The 19,646-nt window shown below is 69.1% G+C and carries 16 protein-coding genes; 5 read left to right on the plus strand and 11 right to left on the minus strand.

All coding sequences use genetic code 11. The features are described 5' to 3' along the window. Positions 1-2: 2 nt before the first annotated feature. Entirely contained in the window at positions 3-830 is an 828-nt protein-coding gene (locus AK36_RS09365) for a p-hydroxycinnamoyl CoA hydratase/lyase (RefSeq protein WP_011881183.1), read from the minus strand. A gap of 169 nt (positions 831-999) precedes the next feature. Between AK36_RS09365 and AK36_RS09370 the strand changes: the two genes are divergently transcribed. Then, positions 1,000-1,893 carry a 4-hydroxyphenyl-beta-ketoacyl-CoA hydrolase gene (locus AK36_RS09370; RefSeq protein WP_011881182.1) on the plus strand — a complete coding sequence of 298 codons (894 nt, stop codon included), beginning with the start codon at positions 1,000-1,002 and terminating at the stop codon, positions 1,891-1,893. Between the two features lie 25 nt (positions 1,894-1,918). On the opposite strand, the gene AK36_RS09375 is transcribed toward AK36_RS09370, so the two are convergent. The 8 genes from AK36_RS09375 to AK36_RS09410 all read right to left on the minus strand — a co-directional run bounded on the left by AK36_RS09375 (position 1,919) and on the right by AK36_RS09410 (position 11,859). After that, positions 1,919-2,821, minus strand: coding sequence for an SMP-30/gluconolactonase/LRE family protein (locus AK36_RS09375; protein WP_045578343.1), 903 nt, complete (start codon positions 2,819-2,821; stop codon positions 1,919-1,921). 51 nt (positions 2,822-2,872) lie between these two features. Next, complete coding sequence (gene araH / locus AK36_RS09380) at positions 2,873-3,898, minus strand: L-arabinose ABC transporter permease AraH (protein WP_045578344.1); 1,026 nt, start codon at positions 3,896-3,898, stop codon at positions 2,873-2,875. A 93-nt stretch (positions 3,899-3,991) separates the two neighbouring features. After that, entirely contained in the window at positions 3,992-5,554 is a 1,563-nt protein-coding gene (araG, locus tag AK36_RS09385) for an L-arabinose ABC transporter ATP-binding protein AraG (RefSeq protein WP_011881179.1), read from the minus strand. A 20-nt stretch (positions 5,555-5,574) separates the two neighbouring features. After that, complete coding sequence (locus tag AK36_RS09390; protein ID WP_014724284.1) at positions 5,575-6,579, minus strand: arabinose ABC transporter substrate-binding protein; 1,005 nt, start codon at positions 6,577-6,579, stop codon at positions 5,575-5,577. 80 nt (positions 6,580-6,659) lie between these two features. Continuing rightward, positions 6,660-7,589: a Gfo/Idh/MocA family protein gene (locus tag AK36_RS09395; protein WP_011881177.1), complete on the minus strand. Its 930-nt coding sequence runs from the start codon at positions 7,587-7,589 to the stop codon at positions 6,660-6,662. Between the two features lie 24 nt (positions 7,590-7,613). Continuing rightward, positions 7,614-8,543, minus strand: a complete 930-nt coding sequence (locus tag AK36_RS09400) for a dihydrodipicolinate synthase family protein (RefSeq protein WP_014724283.1) — start codon at positions 8,541-8,543, stop codon at positions 7,614-7,616. Between the two features lie 50 nt (positions 8,544-8,593). Continuing rightward, a complete protein-coding gene (locus tag AK36_RS09405; RefSeq protein WP_014724282.1) occupies positions 8,594-9,952 on the minus strand; it encodes an MFS transporter in 1,359 nt (452 codons plus the stop codon). A 155-nt stretch (positions 9,953-10,107) separates the two neighbouring features. Next, positions 10,108-11,859 (minus strand): IlvD/Edd family dehydratase, encoded by a 1,752-nt coding sequence (locus tag AK36_RS09410; RefSeq protein WP_045578345.1) that lies wholly within the window; start codon positions 11,857-11,859, stop codon positions 10,108-10,110. 114 nt (positions 11,860-11,973) lie between these two features. Between AK36_RS09410 and AK36_RS09415 the strand changes: the two genes are divergently transcribed. Next, complete coding sequence (locus AK36_RS09415; RefSeq protein WP_014724281.1) at positions 11,974-12,924, plus strand: LysR family transcriptional regulator; 951 nt, start codon at positions 11,974-11,976, stop codon at positions 12,922-12,924. Between the two features lie 92 nt (positions 12,925-13,016). Here the strand turns inward: AK36_RS09415 and AK36_RS09420 are convergent, their stop codons facing one another. Further along, complete coding sequence (locus AK36_RS09420; RefSeq protein WP_045578479.1) at positions 13,017-13,493, minus strand: OsmC family protein; 477 nt, start codon at positions 13,491-13,493, stop codon at positions 13,017-13,019. 424 nt (positions 13,494-13,917) lie between these two features. Continuing rightward, positions 13,918-14,952 carry a LacI family DNA-binding transcriptional regulator gene (locus AK36_RS09425; RefSeq protein ID WP_045578346.1) on the minus strand — a complete coding sequence of 345 codons (1,035 nt, stop codon included), beginning with the start codon at positions 14,950-14,952 and terminating at the stop codon, positions 13,918-13,920. A gap of 190 nt (positions 14,953-15,142) precedes the next feature. Between AK36_RS09425 and AK36_RS09430 the strand changes: the two genes are divergently transcribed. Genes AK36_RS09430 through AK36_RS09440 form a run of 3 tightly spaced genes read left to right on the plus strand, consistent with a single transcriptional unit; the run spans position 15,143 to position 19,598 of the window. Continuing rightward, positions 15,143-16,291: an ABC transporter ATP-binding protein gene (locus AK36_RS09430; RefSeq protein WP_045578347.1), complete on the plus strand. Its 1,149-nt coding sequence runs from the start codon at positions 15,143-15,145 to the stop codon at positions 16,289-16,291. 9 nt (positions 16,292-16,300) lie between these two features. After that, positions 16,301-18,280 carry a beta-galactosidase gene (locus AK36_RS09435; RefSeq protein ID WP_045578348.1) on the plus strand — a complete coding sequence of 660 codons (1,980 nt, stop codon included), beginning with the start codon at positions 16,301-16,303 and terminating at the stop codon, positions 18,278-18,280. 58 nt (positions 18,281-18,338) lie between these two features. Further along, entirely contained in the window at positions 18,339-19,598 is a 1,260-nt protein-coding gene (locus AK36_RS09440) for an ABC transporter substrate-binding protein (protein WP_014724276.1), read from the plus strand. Positions 19,599-19,646: the final 48 nt, after the last annotated feature.

Here is a 19,646-nt window from a genome sequence, read left to right on the forward strand (position 1 = left end):
CGTCAGCGCTTGTACGCCTGCAGGCCCGGCTTGATGCTCTTGTCGTCGAGGAACTGCTTGAGGCCCTGCTCGCGCCCGCCTTCCGGGTCGCGATAGTTGGCCTGGTCGAGCTTCGCGTACAGGTAGTCCTCGTTCTGCTCCCAGGTCAGCTCGCGGCAGCGCTTGAAGCCGTGCTTCGCGTTGCGGATCACGACCGGGTTCTTGTCGAGCAGCTTCGCGGCGAGCGCGCGCACTTCGTCACGCAGCTGCGCGCGCGGCACGCTCTTGTTGACGAGCCCCATCCGCGCGGCCTGCTGGCCGGTGAACGTATCGCCGGTCATGATGTAGTAGAGCGCCTCGCGGTGCCCGACGGTGTCCGCCATCGCCTTGCTGACGAGGTTGCCCGGCGGGATGCCCCAGTTGATTTCCGACAGCCCGAACACCGCCTCGTCGGCCGCGATCGCGAGGTCGCAGGCGACCAGCGGCGAGAATCCGCCGCCGAAGCACCAGCCGTTGACCATCGCGATCGTCGGCTTCGCGTACATGCGCAGCAATTGCCACTGCCAGCGGCTCGCGTCGCGGCGAATCTTCTCCTGCAGGATTTCCGGGCCCGCGTCGATCTCGCGGAAGTACTCCTTCAGGTCCATCCCGGCCGTCCATGCATCGCCTTCGCCGGTCAGCACCAGCACCTGCGCGTCGGCGTCGAGCTCGATCGCCTCGAGCACGTCGATCATCTCCGTGTTCAGCGTCGGGCTCATCGCGTTGCGCTTTTCCGGACGGTTCAGCGTCACCCATGCGATGCCGCCCGCGACCTCGACCTTCACCGTTTTCCAGCGCCCTTCGTAACCCATCTTCGTTCTCCAATGACAGTGCCGCCCCGTGCGACTCGCAACCAATTTACTATCAGGTAACCTGATATGTAAAGTAGAATGGAAGCGGCTCGGGACAAACCCCTAAACGGGCGCGCAAGGCGGTTTTGGCGCGGCGCCGGCCGGCCGCTCACGACATGAGGAGACACGCTTGGACATCGACAACCTGATCGCCATCGACACGCACGTGCACGCCGAAGTGTCGTGCTGCCAGCCGCCGGACCTGTTCGCGAAGGCGTTCGACGACGCGGCCGACAAGTATTTCGGCACGGTGCTGAAGCAGGGCCGCCGGCCGACGATTCCGGAGACGATCGCGTATTACCGCGAGCGCCGGATCGGCTTCGTGATGTTCACCGTCGATTGCGAGAGCAACATCGGGCGGCGGCGCATTCCGAACGAGGAGATCGCGCAATTCGCGCAGGACAACGCGGACGTGATGATCGCGTTCGCGAGCATCGACCCGCACAAGGGCCGCCTCGGCGCGCGCGAAGCGCGCCGGCTGATCGAGGAACACGGCGTGCGCGGCTTCAAGTTCCATCCGACGATGCAGGGATGCTTTCCGAACGACCGGCTCGCGTATCCGGTCTACGAGGTGATCGCCGAATACGGGCTGCCGGCCGTGTTCCACAGCGGGCATTCGGGAATGGGGTCGGGGATGCGCGGCGGCGGCGGGCTGCGTCTGAAGTATTCCGAACCGATCCATCTCGACGACGTCGCCGCCGACTTCCCCGACATGAAGATCGTGATCGCGCACCCGTCGTGGCCGTGGCAGGAACAGGCGCTGTCGATCGCGCTGCACAAGCCGAACGTGTACATCGACCTGTCCGGCTGGTCGCCGAAGTATTTCTCGCCGGAACTCGTCAAATACGCGAACACGTTGCTCAGGCACAAGGTGCTGTTCGCGTCCGATTTCCCGCTGATCCGGCCGGACCGCTGGCTGGAAGACTTTCACGGCGCCGGGTTCCGGCCCGACGTGCATCCGCTGATCCTGAAGGACAACGCGGTCGCGCTGCTGGCGCTGCGTCAGGAAGCGGCGCAGGCGTGACGCGGCACGCCGCGCCCGGCCGCGCTCAGCGCGCGCGCTTGCCCGCGAAGCGCGCGGTCGGCAGCCCCGCGTAGCGCGTCGCGGCGACGAACACGCCGCCGGCTGCGGCATCGTCGGCGAGCGCCGCGTCGTCGAGCCCGACGCGCGCGCTGGTCACGTACAGCCGGCCCTCGCCGTCGAGCGCCGCGCAGCTCGGCTGCGCGGTCGGCACGGCGACGCGGTCGGTCTCGACGCCGTCCGGCCCGTAGCGCACCACGCGCCTGCCGCCCCACTGCGCGTTCCACAGCCCGCCGTCGCGGTCGACCGTCGAGCCGTCAGGATCGCCGTGCGCATCGGTCAGCCGCGCGAACGCGCGCACGTTGGCCACGTCGCCGCCCGCGCGGTAATCGCAGACGAAGATCTCGCGCACCAGCGAATCGCAGAAGTACATCTTCGCGCCGTCCGGCGAGAACGCGATGCTGTTCGCGATCGCCGCGGGCGGCAACGCGAGCCGCTCAAGCGTGAGATCGGCATCGAGCCGGTAGAACCCGCCGAGCGCGCGCGGCGGCTCGCCGCCCTCGTCCTTCATGCCGAACACGAACGCACCGAATGGATCGCAGCGGCCGTCGTTCAGCCGCGTCGGCAGATCGGGCTCGACGTCGACGATCCGCGTGAACGTGCCGCTGCGCAGATCGAAGAACGCGAGATGGGTCGCGAGCCCGACCAGCAGCACGTCGGACTCCTGCGTGAGCGCGAAGCACGCGAGCCGTTCGGGCATCGGCCACTGCGCGAGTTCGGAGCCGTCCGCGCGGCAGCGCCACAGCCGCGCGCCTTCGATGTCCGTCCAGTACAGCGTGTGCGTCGCGTCGCACCACGTCGCGCCTTCGCCGAGCGTATTGCGGCTGTCCACCAGCAGCTGGGCCGCCGCGCCCGGATGAGTCTGTTGCATGCCGTCTCCCGATATCTGTCTCGTTCGCAGGCGGCCGCGCGTTCGCGTCGGTCACATCTTCATCGCGCGCCGCTGGTTGCGACGATACTGGTCGAACAGCACCGCGAGCAACAGAATTCCGCCGCGTATCAGATATTGGTAAAAGGTCGGCACGTTCAGCAGGCTCATCGCGTCCTGCACCGAGCCCATGATCAGCACGCCGACCAGCACGCCGGAGATCGTCGCGACGCCGCCCGTCAGCGACACGCCGCCGAGCACGCACGCGGAGATCACGCCCAGTTCGAGGCCGACCGACGTTTTCGGGTCGCCGAGGCTCATCCGCGACGCGAGCATCACGCCGGCGAAGCCGGTCACGAGCCCCTGCAGCACGAACACCATGATCTTGATGCGCATCACCGGCAGCCCGGCGAGCAGCGCGGCCTCGCCGTTGCCGCCGACGGCCAGCACGTTCTTGCCGAACACCGTCTTGCGCAGCAGGAAGCCGAACACGACGAAGCCGACGATGTTGCTCCAGATCGGATACGAGATGCCGAGGAACGAGCCGCCGCCGAGATCGAAGAAGCGCTCCTCGGAGATCATCACCGCATCGCCGTTCGACGTGATGAACGCGAGGCCGCGCACGACCTCCATCATCGCGAGCGTGACGATCAGCGAGTTGATGCGCCAGCGCGCGATCAGCACGCCGTTGACGAGCCCGACCGCGCCGCCCGCGAGCACGCCGGCCACGACGCCGAGCACGACGCTGTGCGTCGCCGTGATGAGCGTCGAGGCGACGACGCCCGAGAACGCGACGATCGACGCGACCGACAGGTCGACTTCGCCGAGCGCGAGCACGAACATCATCGTCACCGCGATCGAGCCGATCAGCGTGACCGACAGCAGCAGGCCCTGGATGTTGCGCGGCGTGAGGAAGTCCGGCACGGTCGCGGACAGCACCGCGAACAGCATGATGAACACCATCACGATGCCGGAGCGGTTGATCAATTGCCACGCGCCGCCGCGCGCGCGCGGCGGTACGGCCGCGGCCGCGGAATCGGGGGACGGAGAACTACGTTGGGGTTGCATTGCCTGGCTCATATCGATTGCTTCCGGTTGACTGCGGGCTAGGGCCTGTTCACGCCAATAACGGGCTTGCGCCGGCCCCACGACCGAATTTTTTCCAAACAGGCCCTAGCGCGGCAGCGCGAGCTTGATCAGCGTGTCGGGCGTGGCCTGCGCCTTCGCGACCTCGCCCGCGATGCGCCCTTCCTTCATCACGATGATGCGGTCCGCCACGCCGATCACTTCGGCGAGATCGCTCGACACGATGATCACGGTGCGGCCCGCTTCCGCGAGTTCGTAAAACAGGTTGTAGATTTCGGCGCGCGCGCCGACGTCGATGCCGCGCGTCGGCTCGTCCATCAGGAACACGTCGATGCGCTCGGCCAGCCAGCGCGCGAGCACGACCTTCTGCTGGTTGCCGCCCGACAGCGCGCCGATCGGCGTGTCGCCGTCGCGCGTCTTGATCGCGAGCCGCTCGATGTACTTCTGCGCGAGCTCGCGCTCGCGCCGCCCGTCGAGCAGCATGCGCGCCGGGCTGAAGTGGCGGCGCGCGCTGATGTTCAGGTTGTCGGCCACCGACGCGATCGCGACGATGCCCTCGTGCTTGCGGTCCTCCGGACACAGCGCGATACCGGCGCGCACCGCGTCGCGCGGGCTCCTGAACGCGACGCGCGCGCCGCCCAGCTCGACGTGCCCGCCGGTCGGACGCACGGCGCCGTACAGCAGCTTCATCAGCTCCGAGCGGCCTGCGCCGACCAGCCCGAAGAAGCCGACGATCTCGCCGCGCCGCGCGGCGAACGACACCGGCTCGGACAGGCCGGGGCCGGTCAAGGCCTTCGCCTCGATCATCACGTCGCCGGCCGCGCGCGGCCGGTAGCCGTAGACGTCCTCGATCGAGCGGCCGACCATGCAGCCGATCAGCCGGTCGCGGTCGAGATCGGCGACCGACTCGAACGTCTCGATCCGCCGGCCGTCGCGGAACACCGTCACGCGATCGCACAGCGCGTCGACCTCCTCCATCCGGTGCGTCACGTAGATGATCGCGCGGCCCTGCTCGCGCAGCGAGCGAATGATGCGGAACAGCTGCGTCGTCTCGCGCGCCGACAGCGAGCTGGTCGGTTCGTCGAATGCGATCACGCGCGCGTCGCGCATCAGCGCCTTGCCGATCTCGATCATCTGGCGCTGGCCGATCGACAGGTACTTCACCGGGATGTCGGGATCGATGTGCTCGCCGAGCCGCTCCAGCGCGTCGAGCGCGCGCACGGCGAGCGCGCGTTCGTCGACCACGCCGAGCCGGCTCGGCAGCTGGCCGAGCATCAGGTTTTCCGCGACCGTCAGCTCCGGCACCAGGTGCAGTTCCTGATAGATGATCGCGATGCCGGCCTCGAGCGCCGCGCGCGTCGACGCGAAACGCTGCTCGGTGCCGTTCAGCGTCAACGTGCCGGCCTGCGGCTGGTTCACGCCGGACAGCACCTTCAGCAGCGTCGACTTGCCGGCGCCGTTCTCGCCCATCAGCCCGTGCACCTCGCCCGCGCGCACCGCCAGCGACACGCCGTCGAGCGCGCGCACGCCCGGGAACGTCACCGTGATGCCGTCGAGCGCGAGCAGCGCGCCGCCGGCGAGCGGCGTCGCGGCGCCGGGCGTGGCCGCAGCGCCGTTGCCGGGCACGGCCGTGATCGTCTGCATCGTCATCGCGTCGTCGCCCCGCACGTTCAGATGCCCAGCTCGGCGCGCACGGCCTGCCAGTTCGCGCGCGTCATCAGCTTGCCGCTCGTCTGCGTGTCGGCCGGCGGCATCTTGCCGTTGCGGATCCAGTCGACGAGGTTCTGCGTGCTGTCCTTGCCGTGGTTCGTCGAGCTGACCGCGATCGTCCCGTAGAAGCCGGTCGGCTCCTTCTTCTGGAACTCGGCGAACGCCTCGCCCGCACCGTTGATGCCGACGCCGATCACGTCCGCGGCCGGGATGTGCAGCTGTTCGGTCGCGCGCACCGCGCCGAGCACGGTCTCCTCGTTGAGCGCATAGACGACCCATTTCTTCACGTTCGGATGGCGCGCGAGCACCGGCGCGGCCGCGCTGAAGCCGCCTTCGTCGTCGGTCGTCTTCTGCGGCGCGTCGAAGATGTTCTCCTTGCGGAAGCCGTTCGCGAGCAGCGCCTGCGTCGCGCCGTCGGTGCGCAGCTTGGCGGTCGGCAGCTCGTAGTTGGTGATGCGCAGCGCGCCGACTTCCTCGGGCTTCCAGCCGCGCCGCTTCATCTCGTCGGCGATCGCCTGGCCGACCTGGTTGCCGATCTTGGTCGCCGACATGCCGAGGTGCGGCACGTTCGGCAGCGGCTTGCCGGTCGAGTCGACGAGCTGGTCGTCGACCGTCACGAACTTCATGTTGTAGCGCTTCGCGCGCGCGGCGATCGCCGGCCCGAGGCGCACGTCCGGCGCGCAGATCACGAAGCCCTGCGCGCCCTGCGAGCCGAGGTTGTCGATCGCGGCGAGTACCTTCTCGCCGTCCGGCGTGCCGATCTTCACGACCGAGAAGTTCTCCTTCTGGCCGAGCGCGGCGGCCGCGTTCTGCTCGTTGATGAACCATGCCTGCTCGGGCATCTTCACCAGGAAGCCGATCTTCAACGGCGCGTCGGCGTGGGCGGCGCCCTGCATCCCGAGCGGCGCGATGCAAAGCGCGGCGAGCAGCGCGCGCAGGGTGTGTCGGCGAATCGTGCGGTTCATGCGTGTCTCCTTGTATTGGCTTGGGTCTTCAAGTTGCTTCGTGCGCGGCCGCGCGCAGGATGGCGCGCGCCGGCACGGGTTCAGCGGCCGAACGCGTCGGTGCCGACGCGTCGCCCGAACAGGAACGCGTCGGCGACGAGCCGCAACGGCCGCGCGTCGACGTCGCTTGCACCGCGCGCGATCAGCGCGTGGAACTGCGCATACAGCGCCGCATATTCACGCTGCGGCCCGAGTTCGACCGGCTCGCCGGCGATCGACAGTTGCGCGCCGCCGCGGCTGATCGCGAGCACGCCGTCGGACGTGTCGACCGCGATCTCCCACTGCTCGACGGGGCCGTGCCGCCAGTCGAATTCGGCGTGGACGGGCACGCCGTCCGTATCGGCGCAATCGAGTTCGGCCGCGATCGGCATCTGCGCGTCGCTCGGCACGTACAGCGTCGCCTCGCGCAGCACCAGCTCGCGCGGCAGGATCCGCGTGACGATCGACAGCGCATTGATGCCGGGGTCGAACACGCCGAGGCCGCCCGGCTCCCAGATCCATTGCTGGCCCGGATGCCAGCGCCGCACGTCCTCCTTCCAGCGCACCTGCACCGCGCGGATCGTGCGCGTCGCGAGCCACGCGCGCGCCGGTTCGACGGCGCTCGCGCAGCGCGAGTGCCAGGTCGCGAACAGCGTGAGGCCGCGCTCGCGCGCGAGCGCGTCGAGTGCGGCCACTTCGCCGAGCGTCGCGCCCGGCGGCTTCTCGAGCATCACGTGCTTGCCGGCTTCGAGCGCCGCGCGCGCCTGCCCGTAGCGCACCTGCGGCGGCGCGCACAGCGACACCGCGTCGAGTTCCGGCTCGGCGGCCAGCAACGCGGGCAGGTCCTGATAGTTGCGCACGCCGTTGACTTCCGCATGACGGCTCGCGCACGCGGTCAGCGCGAACCCCGGCTCGGCGGCGATCGCCGGCAGATGCTGGTCGCGTGCGATCTTGCCGATCCCGACGACGCCCAGCGAAATCACCTTGCTCATCTGCGCTTCTCCTTTGCGGTTCGGTCAGTGCGCCCAGCGCAGCACGAGCGGATCGAGCCGGCGCGCGATCGCGATCAGTTCCGCGCGGGTGTCCGGATGCAGCTCGGGCATCGGATGGCGCGGCCGCTCGCATGCGATCACGCCGCCTTCCTTCATCAGCGCCTTGGCGGTCAGGATTCCGGACTGGCGGTTCTCGTGGTTGATCAGCGGCAGCCACGTCTGGTAATGCGCGAACGCTTCGTCGTGGCGGCCGTCGCGGAACGCTTCGAGGATCGGCCGGATGCCGTCCGGAAAGCCGCCGCCGGTCATCGCGCCGGTCGCGCCCGCGTGCAGGTCGGCGAGCAGCGTGATCGCCTCCTCGCCGTCCCACGGCCCTTCGATCGCGTCGCCGCCGAGCCGGATCAGTTCGCGCAGCTTGTTCGCGGCGCCCGGCGTTTCGATCTTGAAGTACGCGACCTGCTCGATCTCGCGCGCCATCCGCGCGAGCAACGGCGCGGACAGCACGGTGCCGCTCGCGGGGGCGTCCTGGATCATGATCGGGATGTCGATCGCATCGGACACGCGCGCGTAGAAGTCGAAGATCTGCGCTTCGGGCACGCGAAACGTCGCGCCGTGATACGGCGGCATCGCCATCACCATCGCCGCGCCGAGCTGCTGCGCGCGCAGGCTGCGCGCCGCACAGACCTGCGTGCCGTAGTGCGACGTCGTGACGATCACCGGCACGCGGCCGGCCACGTGTTCGAGGATGGTGCGCGTGAGCACGTCGCGCTCGTCGTCGGTGATCGCGAACTGCTCGGAGAAGTTCGCGAGGATGCACAGCCCGTCCGAGCCGGCGTCGATCATGAAATCGACCGCGCGCTTCTGGCTCGCGAGGTCGAGTTCGCCGGTGTCGGTAAACGTCGTCGGGACGACGGGGAAAATGCCGCGATAGCGCGGCGTGCTGCTCGATGTCATGGTTCGGTCCTGCGTCGGTCGAAGCGGCGGTCAGCCGCAAAACAATCCATTCATGATTCGCGGGCGAAGGCGCGCGCGGCCGGTTCGGGCGTGCGCAGCGCCGCGCGCACGACGAACGTCATCAGCACCGCGAACAGCAGCGTCGCCGCGAGAAAGTACAGGCCGGCCGCGAGGCTGCCGGTCGCCGCCTTGATCAGGCCGATGCCGTACGGCCCCGCGTAGCCGCCGAGATTCGCGAGCGAGTTGATCGCGGCGATACCGACCGCCGCGCTGGTGCCGCTCAGGAATTCGCCGGGCAGCGCCCACACGACCGCCTGGATCGAGTAGAGCGAGAACGCGGTCAGGCAGATGAACGCCAGCTGCAGCGCGGGCTGCCGCACCCATGCGCTCGCGGCCATCGTCAGCGCGGCCGCCGCCGATACGACGACGATGTGTCCGTAGCGCTCGCGCTTGCGGTCCGAATGGCGCGGCACGATCAGCAGGCCGAGCACCGCGAACAGGTACGGCACCGCGGACAGCAGCCCGGTGGCCGCATCGCCGGCGCCGAATGCGTGGATGATCGTCGGCAGCCACAGCGACAGCCCGTAGATGCACAGCGGAAACGGCAGGAACAGCGCGGCGAGCAGCAGCACGCGGCGATCGCGCAATGCGGCGAGCGGGTTGCGGTGCGAATCGGGGCGATACGTGTCGCGGTCGGCGGCGAGCTGGTTCGCGATCCAGCGGCGCTCGACGTCGTTCAGCCAGCGCGCGTGCGCGGGCGACTCCGGCAGCAGCCGCAGCGTCGGCCACGTGAGCAGCACGGCCGGCAGGCCGCTGACGACGAACAGCGTCTGCCAGTCGGACAGGCCGAACAGCCCGTGCGTCGACAGCAGCCAGCCGGCCAGCGGGCCCGTGACGATGCCGGCGAGCGGCTGCGCGAGGACGAGCAGGCCGATCACGCGCGCCCGGTCGCGCATCGGGAACCATTGCGTGAGGAAGTACAGGATGCCGGGATAGAGGCCGGCTTCGGCTGCGCCGAGCAGGAAGCGCAGCACGTAGAAGCTGGTGGGGCCTTGCACGAGCGCCATCGCCATCGTGATCACGCCCCACGTCGCGAGGATGCGTGCGAACCACACGCGTGCGCCGAAGCGGCCGAGTGCGAGGTTGCTCGGTACTTCGCAGAGGAAGTAGCCGATGAAGAAGAGTCCGGCGCCGAGGCCGTACGCGGCGTCGCCGATGCCGACCGCCGCGTTCATGTGCAGCTTCGCGAAGCCGACGACCGTACGGTCGACGTACGCGACCACGTAGATCAGCGCGAGGAACGGCACCAGCTTGCGCGTGAGCAGGCGGGTCAGCTGCCGCTCGTCGACGGCTGCCGGCGAATCGGACTGTTCCGCCGCGGGGTGCGCGGGCGTGTACTGCGTCGTCATCTTGTCTCCTGTCGGTCCACGTTGGCGCTTCAGCGCCTACGTGGACCCCATGCTTCGCGGTCGGTCCGCATTGGCGCTTTTGCTCGCACCGGGCGCATATCCCGATCTCCACCCGACCGCACCGCGCTCCTCATCCCTACGCCGCCACCCGCCGTTCAATGCGAATGGCTCGGCACGTCCGCGCCGCGCGTGCCGACCAGGAAGTCGAGGTCGCAGCCCTCGTCGGCCTGCATCACGTGATCGATGTAAAGCCGCGCATACCCGCCCTTGCCGAGCTGCGCGGATACACCGGGCGCCGCGGTCGGATCGACGTCGGACAGCCGCCGCTGCAGTTCGTCATCCGTAATGTCCAGATGCAGCGTGCCGGCCTCGCAGTCGAGCTCGATCCAGTCGCCGTTGCGCACCGCCGCCAGCGGGCCGCCGGCCGCCGCTTCCGGCGCGACGTGCAGCACGACCGTGCCGTACGCGGTGCCGCTCATCCGCGCGTCCGAGATCCGCACCATGTCCTTCACGCCCTGACGCAGCAGCTTCGGCGGCAGCCCCATGTTGCCGACCTCGGCCATCCCCGGATACCCGCGCGGCCCGCAGTTCTTCAGCACCATCACCGAGCTGGCGTCCACGTCGAGCGATTCGTCGTTGATCGTCGCCTTGTAGTGCTCGAGGTTCTCGAACACCACCGCGCGACCGCGATGCTTGAGCAGCTCGGGGCTCGCCGCCGACGGCTTCAGCACCGCGCCGCGCGGCGCGAGATTGCCGCGCAGGATGCAGATGCCGCCGTCCGCGATCAGCGGCCGGTCGAGCGGACGGATCACCTCGTCGTCGTAGTTCGGCGCTTCGCGCACGTTGTCCCACAGCGACTTGCCGTTGACCGTCAGCGCGTCCGGATGCGGCAGCAGCCCGCCTTCGCCGAGCCGGCGCAGCACGGCCGGCAGGCCGCCCGCGTAATAGAACTCCTCCATCAGGAAGCGCCCGGACGGCATCAGGTCGACGATCGTCGGCGTGTCGCGGCCGATGCGCATCCAGTCCTCGAGCTCCAGCGGCACGCCGATGCGGCCCGCGATCGCCTTCAGGTGGATCACCGCATTGGTCGAGCCGCCGATCGCCGCGTTGGCGCGGATCGCGTTCTCGAACGCGGCGCGCGTCAGCACCTTCGACAGCACGAGCCCTTCGAGCGCCATCTCGACGATGCGGATGCCCGACATGTGCGCGAGCACGTAGCGGCGCGAATCGACGGCCGGAATCGCCGCGTTGTGCGGCAGCGCGACGCCGAGCGCCTCGGCCATGCACGCCATCGTCGACGCGGTGCCCATCGTGTTGCAGGTGCCGGCCGAGCGCGACATCCCGGCTTCGGCCGACAGGAAGTGATGGAGGTCGATCTCGCCGGCCTTCAGCGCTTCGTGCAGTTGCCACACGGCCGTGCCCGAGCCGATGTTCTTGCCTTCCAGCTTGCCGTTCAGCATCGGGCCGCCCGACACGACGATCGCCGGCACGTCGCAGCTCGCCGCGCCCATCAGGAGCGCCGGCGTGGTCTTGTCGCAGCCGGCGAGCAGCACGACCGCGTCGATCGGGTTGCCGCGGATGGCCTCTTCGACGTCCATCGATGCAAGATTGCGCGTGAGCATCGCGGACGGCCGCAGGTTCGATTCGCCGTTCGAGAACACCGGGAACTCGACCGGAAAGCCGCCCGCTTCGAAGACGCCGCGCTTCACGTGCTCGGCCAGCTTGCGGAAATGGGCGTTGCAGGGCGTCAGTTCGGACCATGTATTGCAGATGCCGATGATCGGCCGGCCGTCGAACTCGTGATCGGGGATGCCCTGGTTCTTCATCCAGCTTCGATACATGAAGCCGTTCTTGTCATTGGTGCCGAACCATTCGGTGGAGCGCAGCCTGGGTTTTGTTGCCGACATCGTCAGTCCTGTGGTGACGGGATACCGGCGCAGTCTAGGCAGAATTTTGATAACTCGCTAATGACGTTTTAGGCGATTACGATATCGATTCCGATATCGATATAAACCCGTACGATGACCGAAGCCAGCCCGTGGGGAAACCGCAATCGCCTGAAGACGCGCCAGTTGCTGCTGGTCGTCGCGCTCGCCGACGAAGGCAGCATTCACCGCGCGGCGGCCGCGCTGAGCATGACGCAGCCGGCCGCGTCGAAGCTGCTGCGCGAGCTCGAGGAGTCGATCGGCGCGGTGCTGTTCGAGCGGCTGCCGCGCGGGATGCGGCCGACGCTGTACGGCGACGCGCTGATCCGCCACGCGCGCGCCGCGCTCGGCAGCCTCGATCAGGCGCGCGAGGAGCTGGCCGCGCTGAAGGCCGGGCATCTCGGGCATGTCGCGGTGGGCGCGATCACGTCGCCGGGCCTGCGGCTGGTGCCGCCGGCCGTCGCGGCCGTGAAGGGCACGCACGCGAACGTGCGCGTGTCGGTCGCGATCGACACCAGCAACGCGCTGCTCGAGCACCTCGCGCAGGACAAGCTGGACATCGTGCTGGGCCGGCTGTCGGCCGAGCACGACAAGCTGCATCTGCGGTACGAGCCGCTGACCGGCGAGCCCGTCGCCGCGGTCGTGCGGCCGGGCCATCCGCTGCTCGCGCAGGCGCCGCTGTCGCTCGCCGATGTGCAGCGCGCCGCGTGGGTCATGCCGCCGGCCGGCAGCGTGCTGCGCCATCGCTTCGAACTGGTGTTCCAGCGCGCGAGCCTCGCGCCGCCCGTGAACGTGGTCGAGACGGCCGCACTGCTGTTCATCACGCAGCTGATCGAGCAGAGCGACATGATCGCGGTGCTCGCCGAGGATGTCGCCACGTACTACGCGCGCCACGGGATCGTGTCGGTGCTGCCGCTGCAGATGGATTGCCGGATGGACGATTTCGGGATCATCACGCGCACCGACCGGCTGCCTTCGCCGGCCGTCGAGGTGATGGCCGATGCGCTTCGGGCAGCGGCGCGCGACGTTTATGGCGTCGCGCTCTGAGGCGGAGGGGCGGGTGGGCGGGGCTGGCCGGCAGGTCGGCGGGCGCGGGTGGCAGGCTTGCCTTGTCGCGCGCCGCCGTCAAGCATCAAGCGTTACGCGGCCGCGAACTCGATCACCGGTTCGCAGCGGATCGGAAAGTTCACCGAGTTCGCGATATAGCACTTCGCATGCGCATCGTGATGCAGACGCGCCGCCAGCTCGCGATCGTCGCCCGCGCGGATCGTCACATGCGGATGCAGCACGATTTCGCTGAAACAACCGTGATCGGGGCCGTCGAGCATCGTTCCGTGCGCGTCGTCGAGATACGCGAGCACGCGGACGCCGGCCTCCGCGCAGAGATGCAGATACCAGAGCTTGTGGCACGCCGACGCCGACGCCACCAGCAGATCCTCGGGGTTCCAGCGCTGCGCGTCGCCGCGGAACGCAGGATCGGACGAGCCCGGAATGTCGGGCTTCGAACCCGCGCGAATCACGTGATCGCGGCCGTATTCGCGATACCCGGACGTGCCGCTGCCGCGGTTGCCGGTCCACTCCACAGCCACGCGGTACTTGTGTTCGCCATGCGCCATTTCGATCTCCTCGGTGACGGAACGTGAGGCCGCCATTGTGACACCGGAAGGCGGGTGATTCGGCGGGCGGGTGCGCGGTTGGTCACGCGGTCGGTCACGACGGCGGGTTTAGGCTTCGTGAGCAGCCATAGCGCGGGCGGGCCGATGGCGTGCGCGGTCTGGCCGTCTGGCCCGTTTCCCGAAGCGCCCGAAGCGCGGGCATACCGCGGCACTCGTGCGTCGCGCGTCGTGCGTCGTGCGTCGTGCGTCGTGCGTCGGGCTTCGGGCTTCGGGCTTCGGGCTTCGGGCTTCGGGCTTCGGCCATGGGCATCGGCATCGGCATCGGCATCGGCTTCGGCTTCGGCTTCGGCTTCGGCTTCGGCTTCGGCTTCGGCTTCCGTCATCGGCTTCGGCTTCGGCTTCAGCCATCGACTTCACCCACCCCCTACCCATCCACCCGCCTCCCCGGCACCGCACTGGTCGTCCCGCGCACGACCAACCGCGGCGCCGACGCGATCCGCACGCGCGACCCGTCGTCGATCCGGCCGCCCGCCTCGCGCAACGTATTGAGCAACTCGACCGCGAGCGCCGCCGCCTCGGCGGTCGGAATCGCGACCGTCGTCAGCGTCGGCCGCGTGTCGCGCGCCAGGTGGATGTCGGTGATGCCGACGATCGACAGGTCGTCGGGCACGCGCCTGCCGCGATCGGCCGCCGCGTGCAGCGCGCCGATCGCGGGCAGATCGTTGGTCGCGACCAGCGCGGTCAACTCGGGATGCGCATCGAGCAGCCGGCCGGCCGCGCGCACGCCGCCTTCGATCGAATCGGGCTCGGCCGCGACGATCGACGCGTCGAGCCCCGCTTCGCGCATCACGTCGACGAAACCGTCGTAGCGCGCCGCCTGCACGCCGCTCGCCGAGCCGCCGACGATCACGCCGATCGCCCGATGCCCGAGCTCGACCAGATGCCGCGTCGCGATCCGCCCCGCCTCGCGGAAATCCACCGCCACGCACGGCAACCCGTCGGGCGGCGCATCGGGCCGCTCCCACAGACACAGCACGACCGGCACGCCGCGGCGCGCGACGTCGGCGAGGTCGGGCAGATGCAGGTTCGCGTTCGTCACCAGAATGCCCTCCGAAATCGTGCCGGCGATCTGGTCGAGATACGCGCGCCCCTGCAACGGATCTTCATTCGTGTTGCAGACGATCAGGAACTGCCCGTTGCGCCGCACCGCGCGCTCGACCGCCAGCGCGAACTCCGGATAGAACGGGTTCGCGATGCTCGACACCATCAGCGCGACCGTCGGAGCGCGCCCTTCGGCCAGCGCGCGCGCCGCCAGATGCGGCCGGTAGCCGAGCGCCTGCACGGCCTCGAGCACCCGCGCGCGCGTCGCTTCGCCGACCCGCCCGCGATCGCGCAGCACGTTCGACACCGTCGCGGCCGTCACGCCGGCGCGACGCGCCACTTCGTCGAGTGTCGCCATGATTTGCCCACTATATGAGAGGTGAATCCAGTATTTGCTTCGCTACCCGAAGCAGCGCACTATCGCCGCACACCCTGCCGCTCGACCAACGAGCGCGACTCGGCCGCGATCGCAATCGCCTATTTTTTTGATCGCGATGATTAAGCGCTTAAGCATCGATCGAAGCGCATTAAAACATGGAGCGGAGACAATGGCGAGCATCTCGATGCGTCGCGTGCAGAAGGCTTATGGCGAGCACGCGCCGGTCATACGCGACGTCGATCTGGACATCGGCGCGCACGAGTTCTGCGTGTTCCTGGGCCCGTCGGGCTGCGGCAAGTCGACGTTGCTGCGGATGATCGCGGGCCTCGAGGATCTGAGCGACGGCGAGCTGTCGATCGACGGCCGCCGCGTCGACGACGTGCCGGCCGCCGAGCGCGGCGTCGCGATGGTGTTCCAGAGCTACGCGCTGTTTCCGCACATGACCGTCTACGAGAACATGGCGTTCGGCCTGAAGCTCGCGCGCGTGCAGAAGGCCGAGATCGACCGCAAGGTGCGCGACGCCGCGCGGATCCTGCAGCTCGACACGCTGCTCGAGCGCAAGCCGAAGGCGCTGTCCGGCGGACAGCGGCAGCGCGTCGCGATCGGCCGCGCGATCGTGCGCGAGCCCGGGGTGTTCCTGTTCGACGAACCGCTGTCGAACCTCGACGCGGCATTGCGCGGCCAGACGCGCATCGAGATCGCGAAGCTGCATCGGCAGTTCGAGCGCGCGAGCGTCGTCTACGTGACGCACGACCAGACCGAGGCGATGACGCTCGCCGACAAGATCGTGCTGCTGCACACGGGCGCCGACACCGCGCGGCACGGCAGCATCGCGCAGGTCGGCGCGCCGCTCGACCTCTATCACCATCCGGCCAGCCGCTTCGTCGCCGGCTTCATCGGCTCGCCGCGGATGAACTTCCTGCCGGCCGTCGTCGTCGCCTGCGACGCGCGGCGCACGACCGTCACGCTCGTGGCGTCGGGCGAATCGTTCACGCTGCCGCGCGACGGCTCCGCGCTCGCACCGGGCGCAGCCGTCACGCTCGGCATCCGCCCCGAACATCTGACGCTCGGCGCCGCGCCCGACGCGACGACGCTCGCGCGCGACGTCGCGCTGGTCGAGCGTCTCGGCGAGCAGACCTACGTGCATCTCGATCAGCCCGGCGGCACGCCGCTGATCGCGAAAGTGCCCGGCGACGCGGCCGTGCACGCCGGCGAGCGCGTGCACGTGCATGCAGCGGCGGCCGCGTGTCATCTGTTCAATGAAGACGGCCGCGCGGTGCCCGCGTGCGCCGACCTTCCCGTCCACCATTACGCATAAGGATCGGGCATGCGCCTCGGAGTCTGTTACTACCCGGAACACTGGCCGGAATCGATGTGGGCCGACGACGCCCGCCGCATGAAGGCGCTCGGCATCGCGCAGGTGCGGATCGGCGAATTCGCATGGAGCCGCATCGAGCCGTCGCCGGGCGAATACGCGTGGGGCTGGCTCGACCGCGCGATCGACGTGCTCGGCGCGGCCGGCCTCGAGATCGTGATGTGCACGCCGACGGCGACGCCGCCGAAATGGCTCGTCGATCGTCATCCCGACATCCTCGCGATCGGTGCCGACGGCCTGCCGCGCAAGTTCGGCTCGCGCCGCCATTACGACTTCTCGTCGCCGACCTATCTGGAAGCGTCGCGCCGCATCTGCACTGCGGTGGCCGAACGCTACGGCCGCCATCCGGCCGTGCGCTACTGGCAGACCGACAACGAGCTCGGCTGCCACCAGACCGTCGTCAGCTACTCGCCGGCCGCGCTCCTGCGTTTTCGCGCCTGGCTGAAGGCGCGCTACGGCACGATCGACGCGCTGAACCGCGCGTGGGGCACCGTGTTCTGGAGCATGGAGTACCGGCATTTCGACGAGGTCGATGCGCCGGTGGGCACCGTGACCGAAGCGCATCCGTCGCATCGCCTCGACTACCGCCGCTTCGCGTCCGACGAGCTGGCGCGCTATCACCGGATGCAGGTCGACGTGATCCGCGCGCATTCGCCGGGCCGCCCCGTCGCGCACAACTTCATGCAGCTGTTCACCGAGTTCGACCACTATGCGGTCGCGCGCGACCTCGACGTCGCGACCTGGGACAGCTATCCGCTCGGCGCGCTGGAGGAGCTGTGGTTCGCGCCCGACGTGAAGGCGCGCTGGCTGCGCACCGGCCACCCGGACTTCGCATCGTTCAATCACGACCTGTATCGCGGCATGTCGAAGCAGCCGTTCTGGGTGATGGAGCAGCAGCCGGGCCCGGTGAACTGGGCGCACTGGAACCCGGCGCCGCTGCCGGGGATGGTGCGTCTCTGGAGCTGGGAAGCGTTCGCGCACGGCGCCGGCTGCGTGTCGTATTTCCGCTGGCGGCAGGCGCCGTTCGCGCAGGAGCAGATGCACGCGGGCCTGCACACGCCCGACGATCGGCTCGACGAAGGCGGCCGCGAAGCGCAGCGGGTCGCGGGCGAAATCGCCGCCGTGCTCGACGCCGATGCCGACGGCGCGGTGCGCGCCCCCGTCGCGCTCGTGTTCGACTACGAAGCGAAGTGGCTGCTCGAAGTCCAGCCGCAGGGCGCCGATTTCCACTACCCGCGCTTCGCGTTCGAGTATTACTCGGCGCTGCGCGCGCTCGGCCTCGACGTCGACATCGTCTCGGCGCACGCGCCGCTCGACGGCTACCGGCTCGTCGTCGTGCCGCCGCTGCCCGTCGTGCCGGACGACTTCGCGGCGCGGCTCGCCGCCTCGGGCGCGCATGCCGTGTTCGGCCCGCGCACCGGATCGAAGACCGTCGACCTGCAGATTCCGCCGGCGCTGCCGCCCGGCCCGCTCGCGTCGCTCCTGCCGTTGCGCGTGTGGCGCGTCGAATCGCTGCGCCCGAACGTGACCGAGCGCATCGACGGCGCGCTGCGCGACGGCTCGCCGCTGAGCGGCGACGCGCGCCACTGGCGCGACCTCGTCGAGCTGCACGACGAGGCGCGCAGCGTCGTGCACGCGCGCTTCGCCGACGGCCATCCCGCGTGGGTGTCGCACGGCGCGTTTCACTATTGGGCCGCGCTGTTCGACGATGCGACCGCGTTGCGCGGGTTCGCCGACGTCGCGGCCGAAGCGGGCCTCACGCCGACGCCGCTTGGCGACGACGTGCGCGTGAGCCGGCGCGGCGGCCTGACCTACGTGTTCAACTACGGCAGCACACCGCACACGATCGATGCGGTGGCGCCGTCCGCGTTCGTGGTCGGCGCCGCGCAGGTCGAGCCGCAAGGCGTCGCCGTGTATCGAAGCCGTCCGTAGCATCGCCCCCGGCGCACGCGCCGGTCACGCACAACGACATACAGGAATGGAGACAGACATGACACATCGCCCCCTTCGCGTCGCCGCCCGGCTGGCGAGCGCCGCCGCCATCGCGTTCGCCTCGCTCGGCGCCGCGGCGCCCGCCGACGCCGGCACGCTGACGATCAACATCGCGTTCAAGGGCGCGAGCCAGCGCGCGGTCTGGCAGTCGACCATCGACGCGTTCCACAAGGCGCATCCGGACATCGACGTGAAGCCCACCTACGTCGACGAGGAAGCGTACAAGGTGCAGCTTCCCGCATGGCTCACCACCGTCGCGCCCGATGTCGTCAATTGGCACGCAGGCGAACGGATGGCGTACTACGCGCGGCGCGGGCTGTTCGAGGACCTGAGCGGCGACTGGAAGAAGAACGGCTGGGATGCGATGTACGCGTCGACGCGCAGCGCATCGTCGTACAACGGCAAGCAGTACGCGGCGCCGACCGTCTACTACTCGTGGGGCCTCTTTTATCGCAAGGACCTGTTCGGCAAGGTCGGCATCGCCGACGAGCCGAAGACCTGGGACCAGTTTCTCGATGCGTGCAAGAAGCTGAAGGCGGCCGGCATCACGCCGATCGCGGTGGGCGGCCGCGACGCATGGACGCTCGCCGGCTGGTTCGACTATCTGGACCTGCGCCTGAACGGCAACGCGTTCCACCAGCAGTTGATGGCCGGCGACGTGCCGTACACCGACGCGCGCGTGAAGAAGGTCTACACGACGTGGAAGTCGCTGATCGACGCGGGCTACTTCATCGACAACGCGCTGTCCTACGATCTCGACGGCGCGCAGCCGTTCCTGTTCCAGGGCAAGGCCGCGATGATGCTGATGGGCACCTTCATCGCGGCGGGCTTTCCGCCGAACGTGAAGCAGGAGATGGGCTATTACCGCTTCCCCATCATCGACCCGAAGGTGCCGACCGCCGAGGACGGCCCGGTCGAATCGCTGCACATCCCGACCAAGGCGAAGAACAAGGCCGATGCGCATACGTTCCTCGCGTTCGTCGAGACGCCGGAGATGGGCGCGAAGCTCGCGGAAGGGCTCGGCTCGTTGTCGGCGAACAGCAAGTCGCCGGAGCCGGCCGATCCGATCTCGCGGATCGGTTTCCGAATCCTCGCCGACACCAAGGGCGGCGTCGCGCAGTTCTACGATCGCGACATGACGAAGGAAATGGCCGACGAAGGGATGAAGGCGATGCAGCAGTTCGTCTCGAACCCCGCGCAGCTCGACAGCGTGCTCGCGCAGCTCGAGCAGACCCGCAAGCGGATCTACAAGAAGTAACCGTGCGACCCGTGCGGCGGCCCCGCGCCGCCGCATCCGTTGTTTCAG

The sequence above is a fragment of the Burkholderia vietnamiensis LMG 10929 genome, from assembly GCF_000959445.1.
Taxonomy (GTDB): domain Bacteria; phylum Pseudomonadota; class Gammaproteobacteria; order Burkholderiales; family Burkholderiaceae; genus Burkholderia; species Burkholderia vietnamiensis.

Bases quoted from the DNA above. Each gene is read 5' to 3' on its own strand.
- AK36_RS09365 (WP_011881183.1), bottom strand. From the start codon at position 830: ATGGGTTACGAAGGGCGCTGGAAAACGGTGAAGGTCGAGGTCGCGGGC.
- AK36_RS09375 (WP_045578343.1), bottom strand. From the start codon at position 2,821: ATGCAACAGACTCATCCGGGCGCGGCGGCCCAGCTGCTGGTGGACAGC.
- araH (WP_045578344.1), bottom strand. From the start codon at position 3,898: ATGAGCCAGGCAATGCAACCCCAACGTAGTTCTCCGTCCCCCGATTCC.
- araG (WP_011881179.1), bottom strand. From the start codon at position 5,554: ATGACGATGCAGACGATCACGGCCGTGCCCGGCAACGGCGCTGCGGCC.
- AK36_RS09390 (WP_014724284.1), bottom strand. From the start codon at position 6,579: ATGAACCGCACGATTCGCCGACACACCCTGCGCGCGCTGCTCGCCGCG.
- AK36_RS09395 (WP_011881177.1), bottom strand. From the start codon at position 7,589: ATGAGCAAGGTGATTTCGCTGGGCGTCGTCGGGATCGGCAAGATCGCA.
- AK36_RS09400 (WP_014724283.1), bottom strand. From the start codon at position 8,543: ATGACATCGAGCAGCACGCCGCGCTATCGCGGCATTTTCCCCGTCGTC.
- AK36_RS09405 (WP_014724282.1), bottom strand. From the start codon at position 9,952: ATGACGACGCAGTACACGCCCGCGCACCCCGCGGCGGAACAGTCCGAT.
- AK36_RS09410 (WP_045578345.1), bottom strand. From the start codon at position 11,859: ATGTCGGCAACAAAACCCAGGCTGCGCTCCACCGAATGGTTCGGCACC.
- AK36_RS09415 (WP_014724281.1), top strand. From the start codon at position 11,974: ATGACCGAAGCCAGCCCGTGGGGAAACCGCAATCGCCTGAAGACGCGC.
- AK36_RS09420 (WP_045578479.1), bottom strand. From the start codon at position 13,493: ATGGCGCATGGCGAACACAAGTACCGCGTGGCTGTGGAGTGGACCGGC.
- AK36_RS09425 (WP_045578346.1), bottom strand. From the start codon at position 14,952: ATGGCGACACTCGACGAAGTGGCGCGTCGCGCCGGCGTGACGGCCGCG.
- AK36_RS09430 (WP_045578347.1), top strand. From the start codon at position 15,143: ATGGCGAGCATCTCGATGCGTCGCGTGCAGAAGGCTTATGGCGAGCAC.
- AK36_RS09435 (WP_045578348.1), top strand. From the start codon at position 16,301: ATGCGCCTCGGAGTCTGTTACTACCCGGAACACTGGCCGGAATCGATG.
- AK36_RS09440 (WP_014724276.1), top strand. From the start codon at position 18,339: ATGACACATCGCCCCCTTCGCGTCGCCGCCCGGCTGGCGAGCGCCGCC.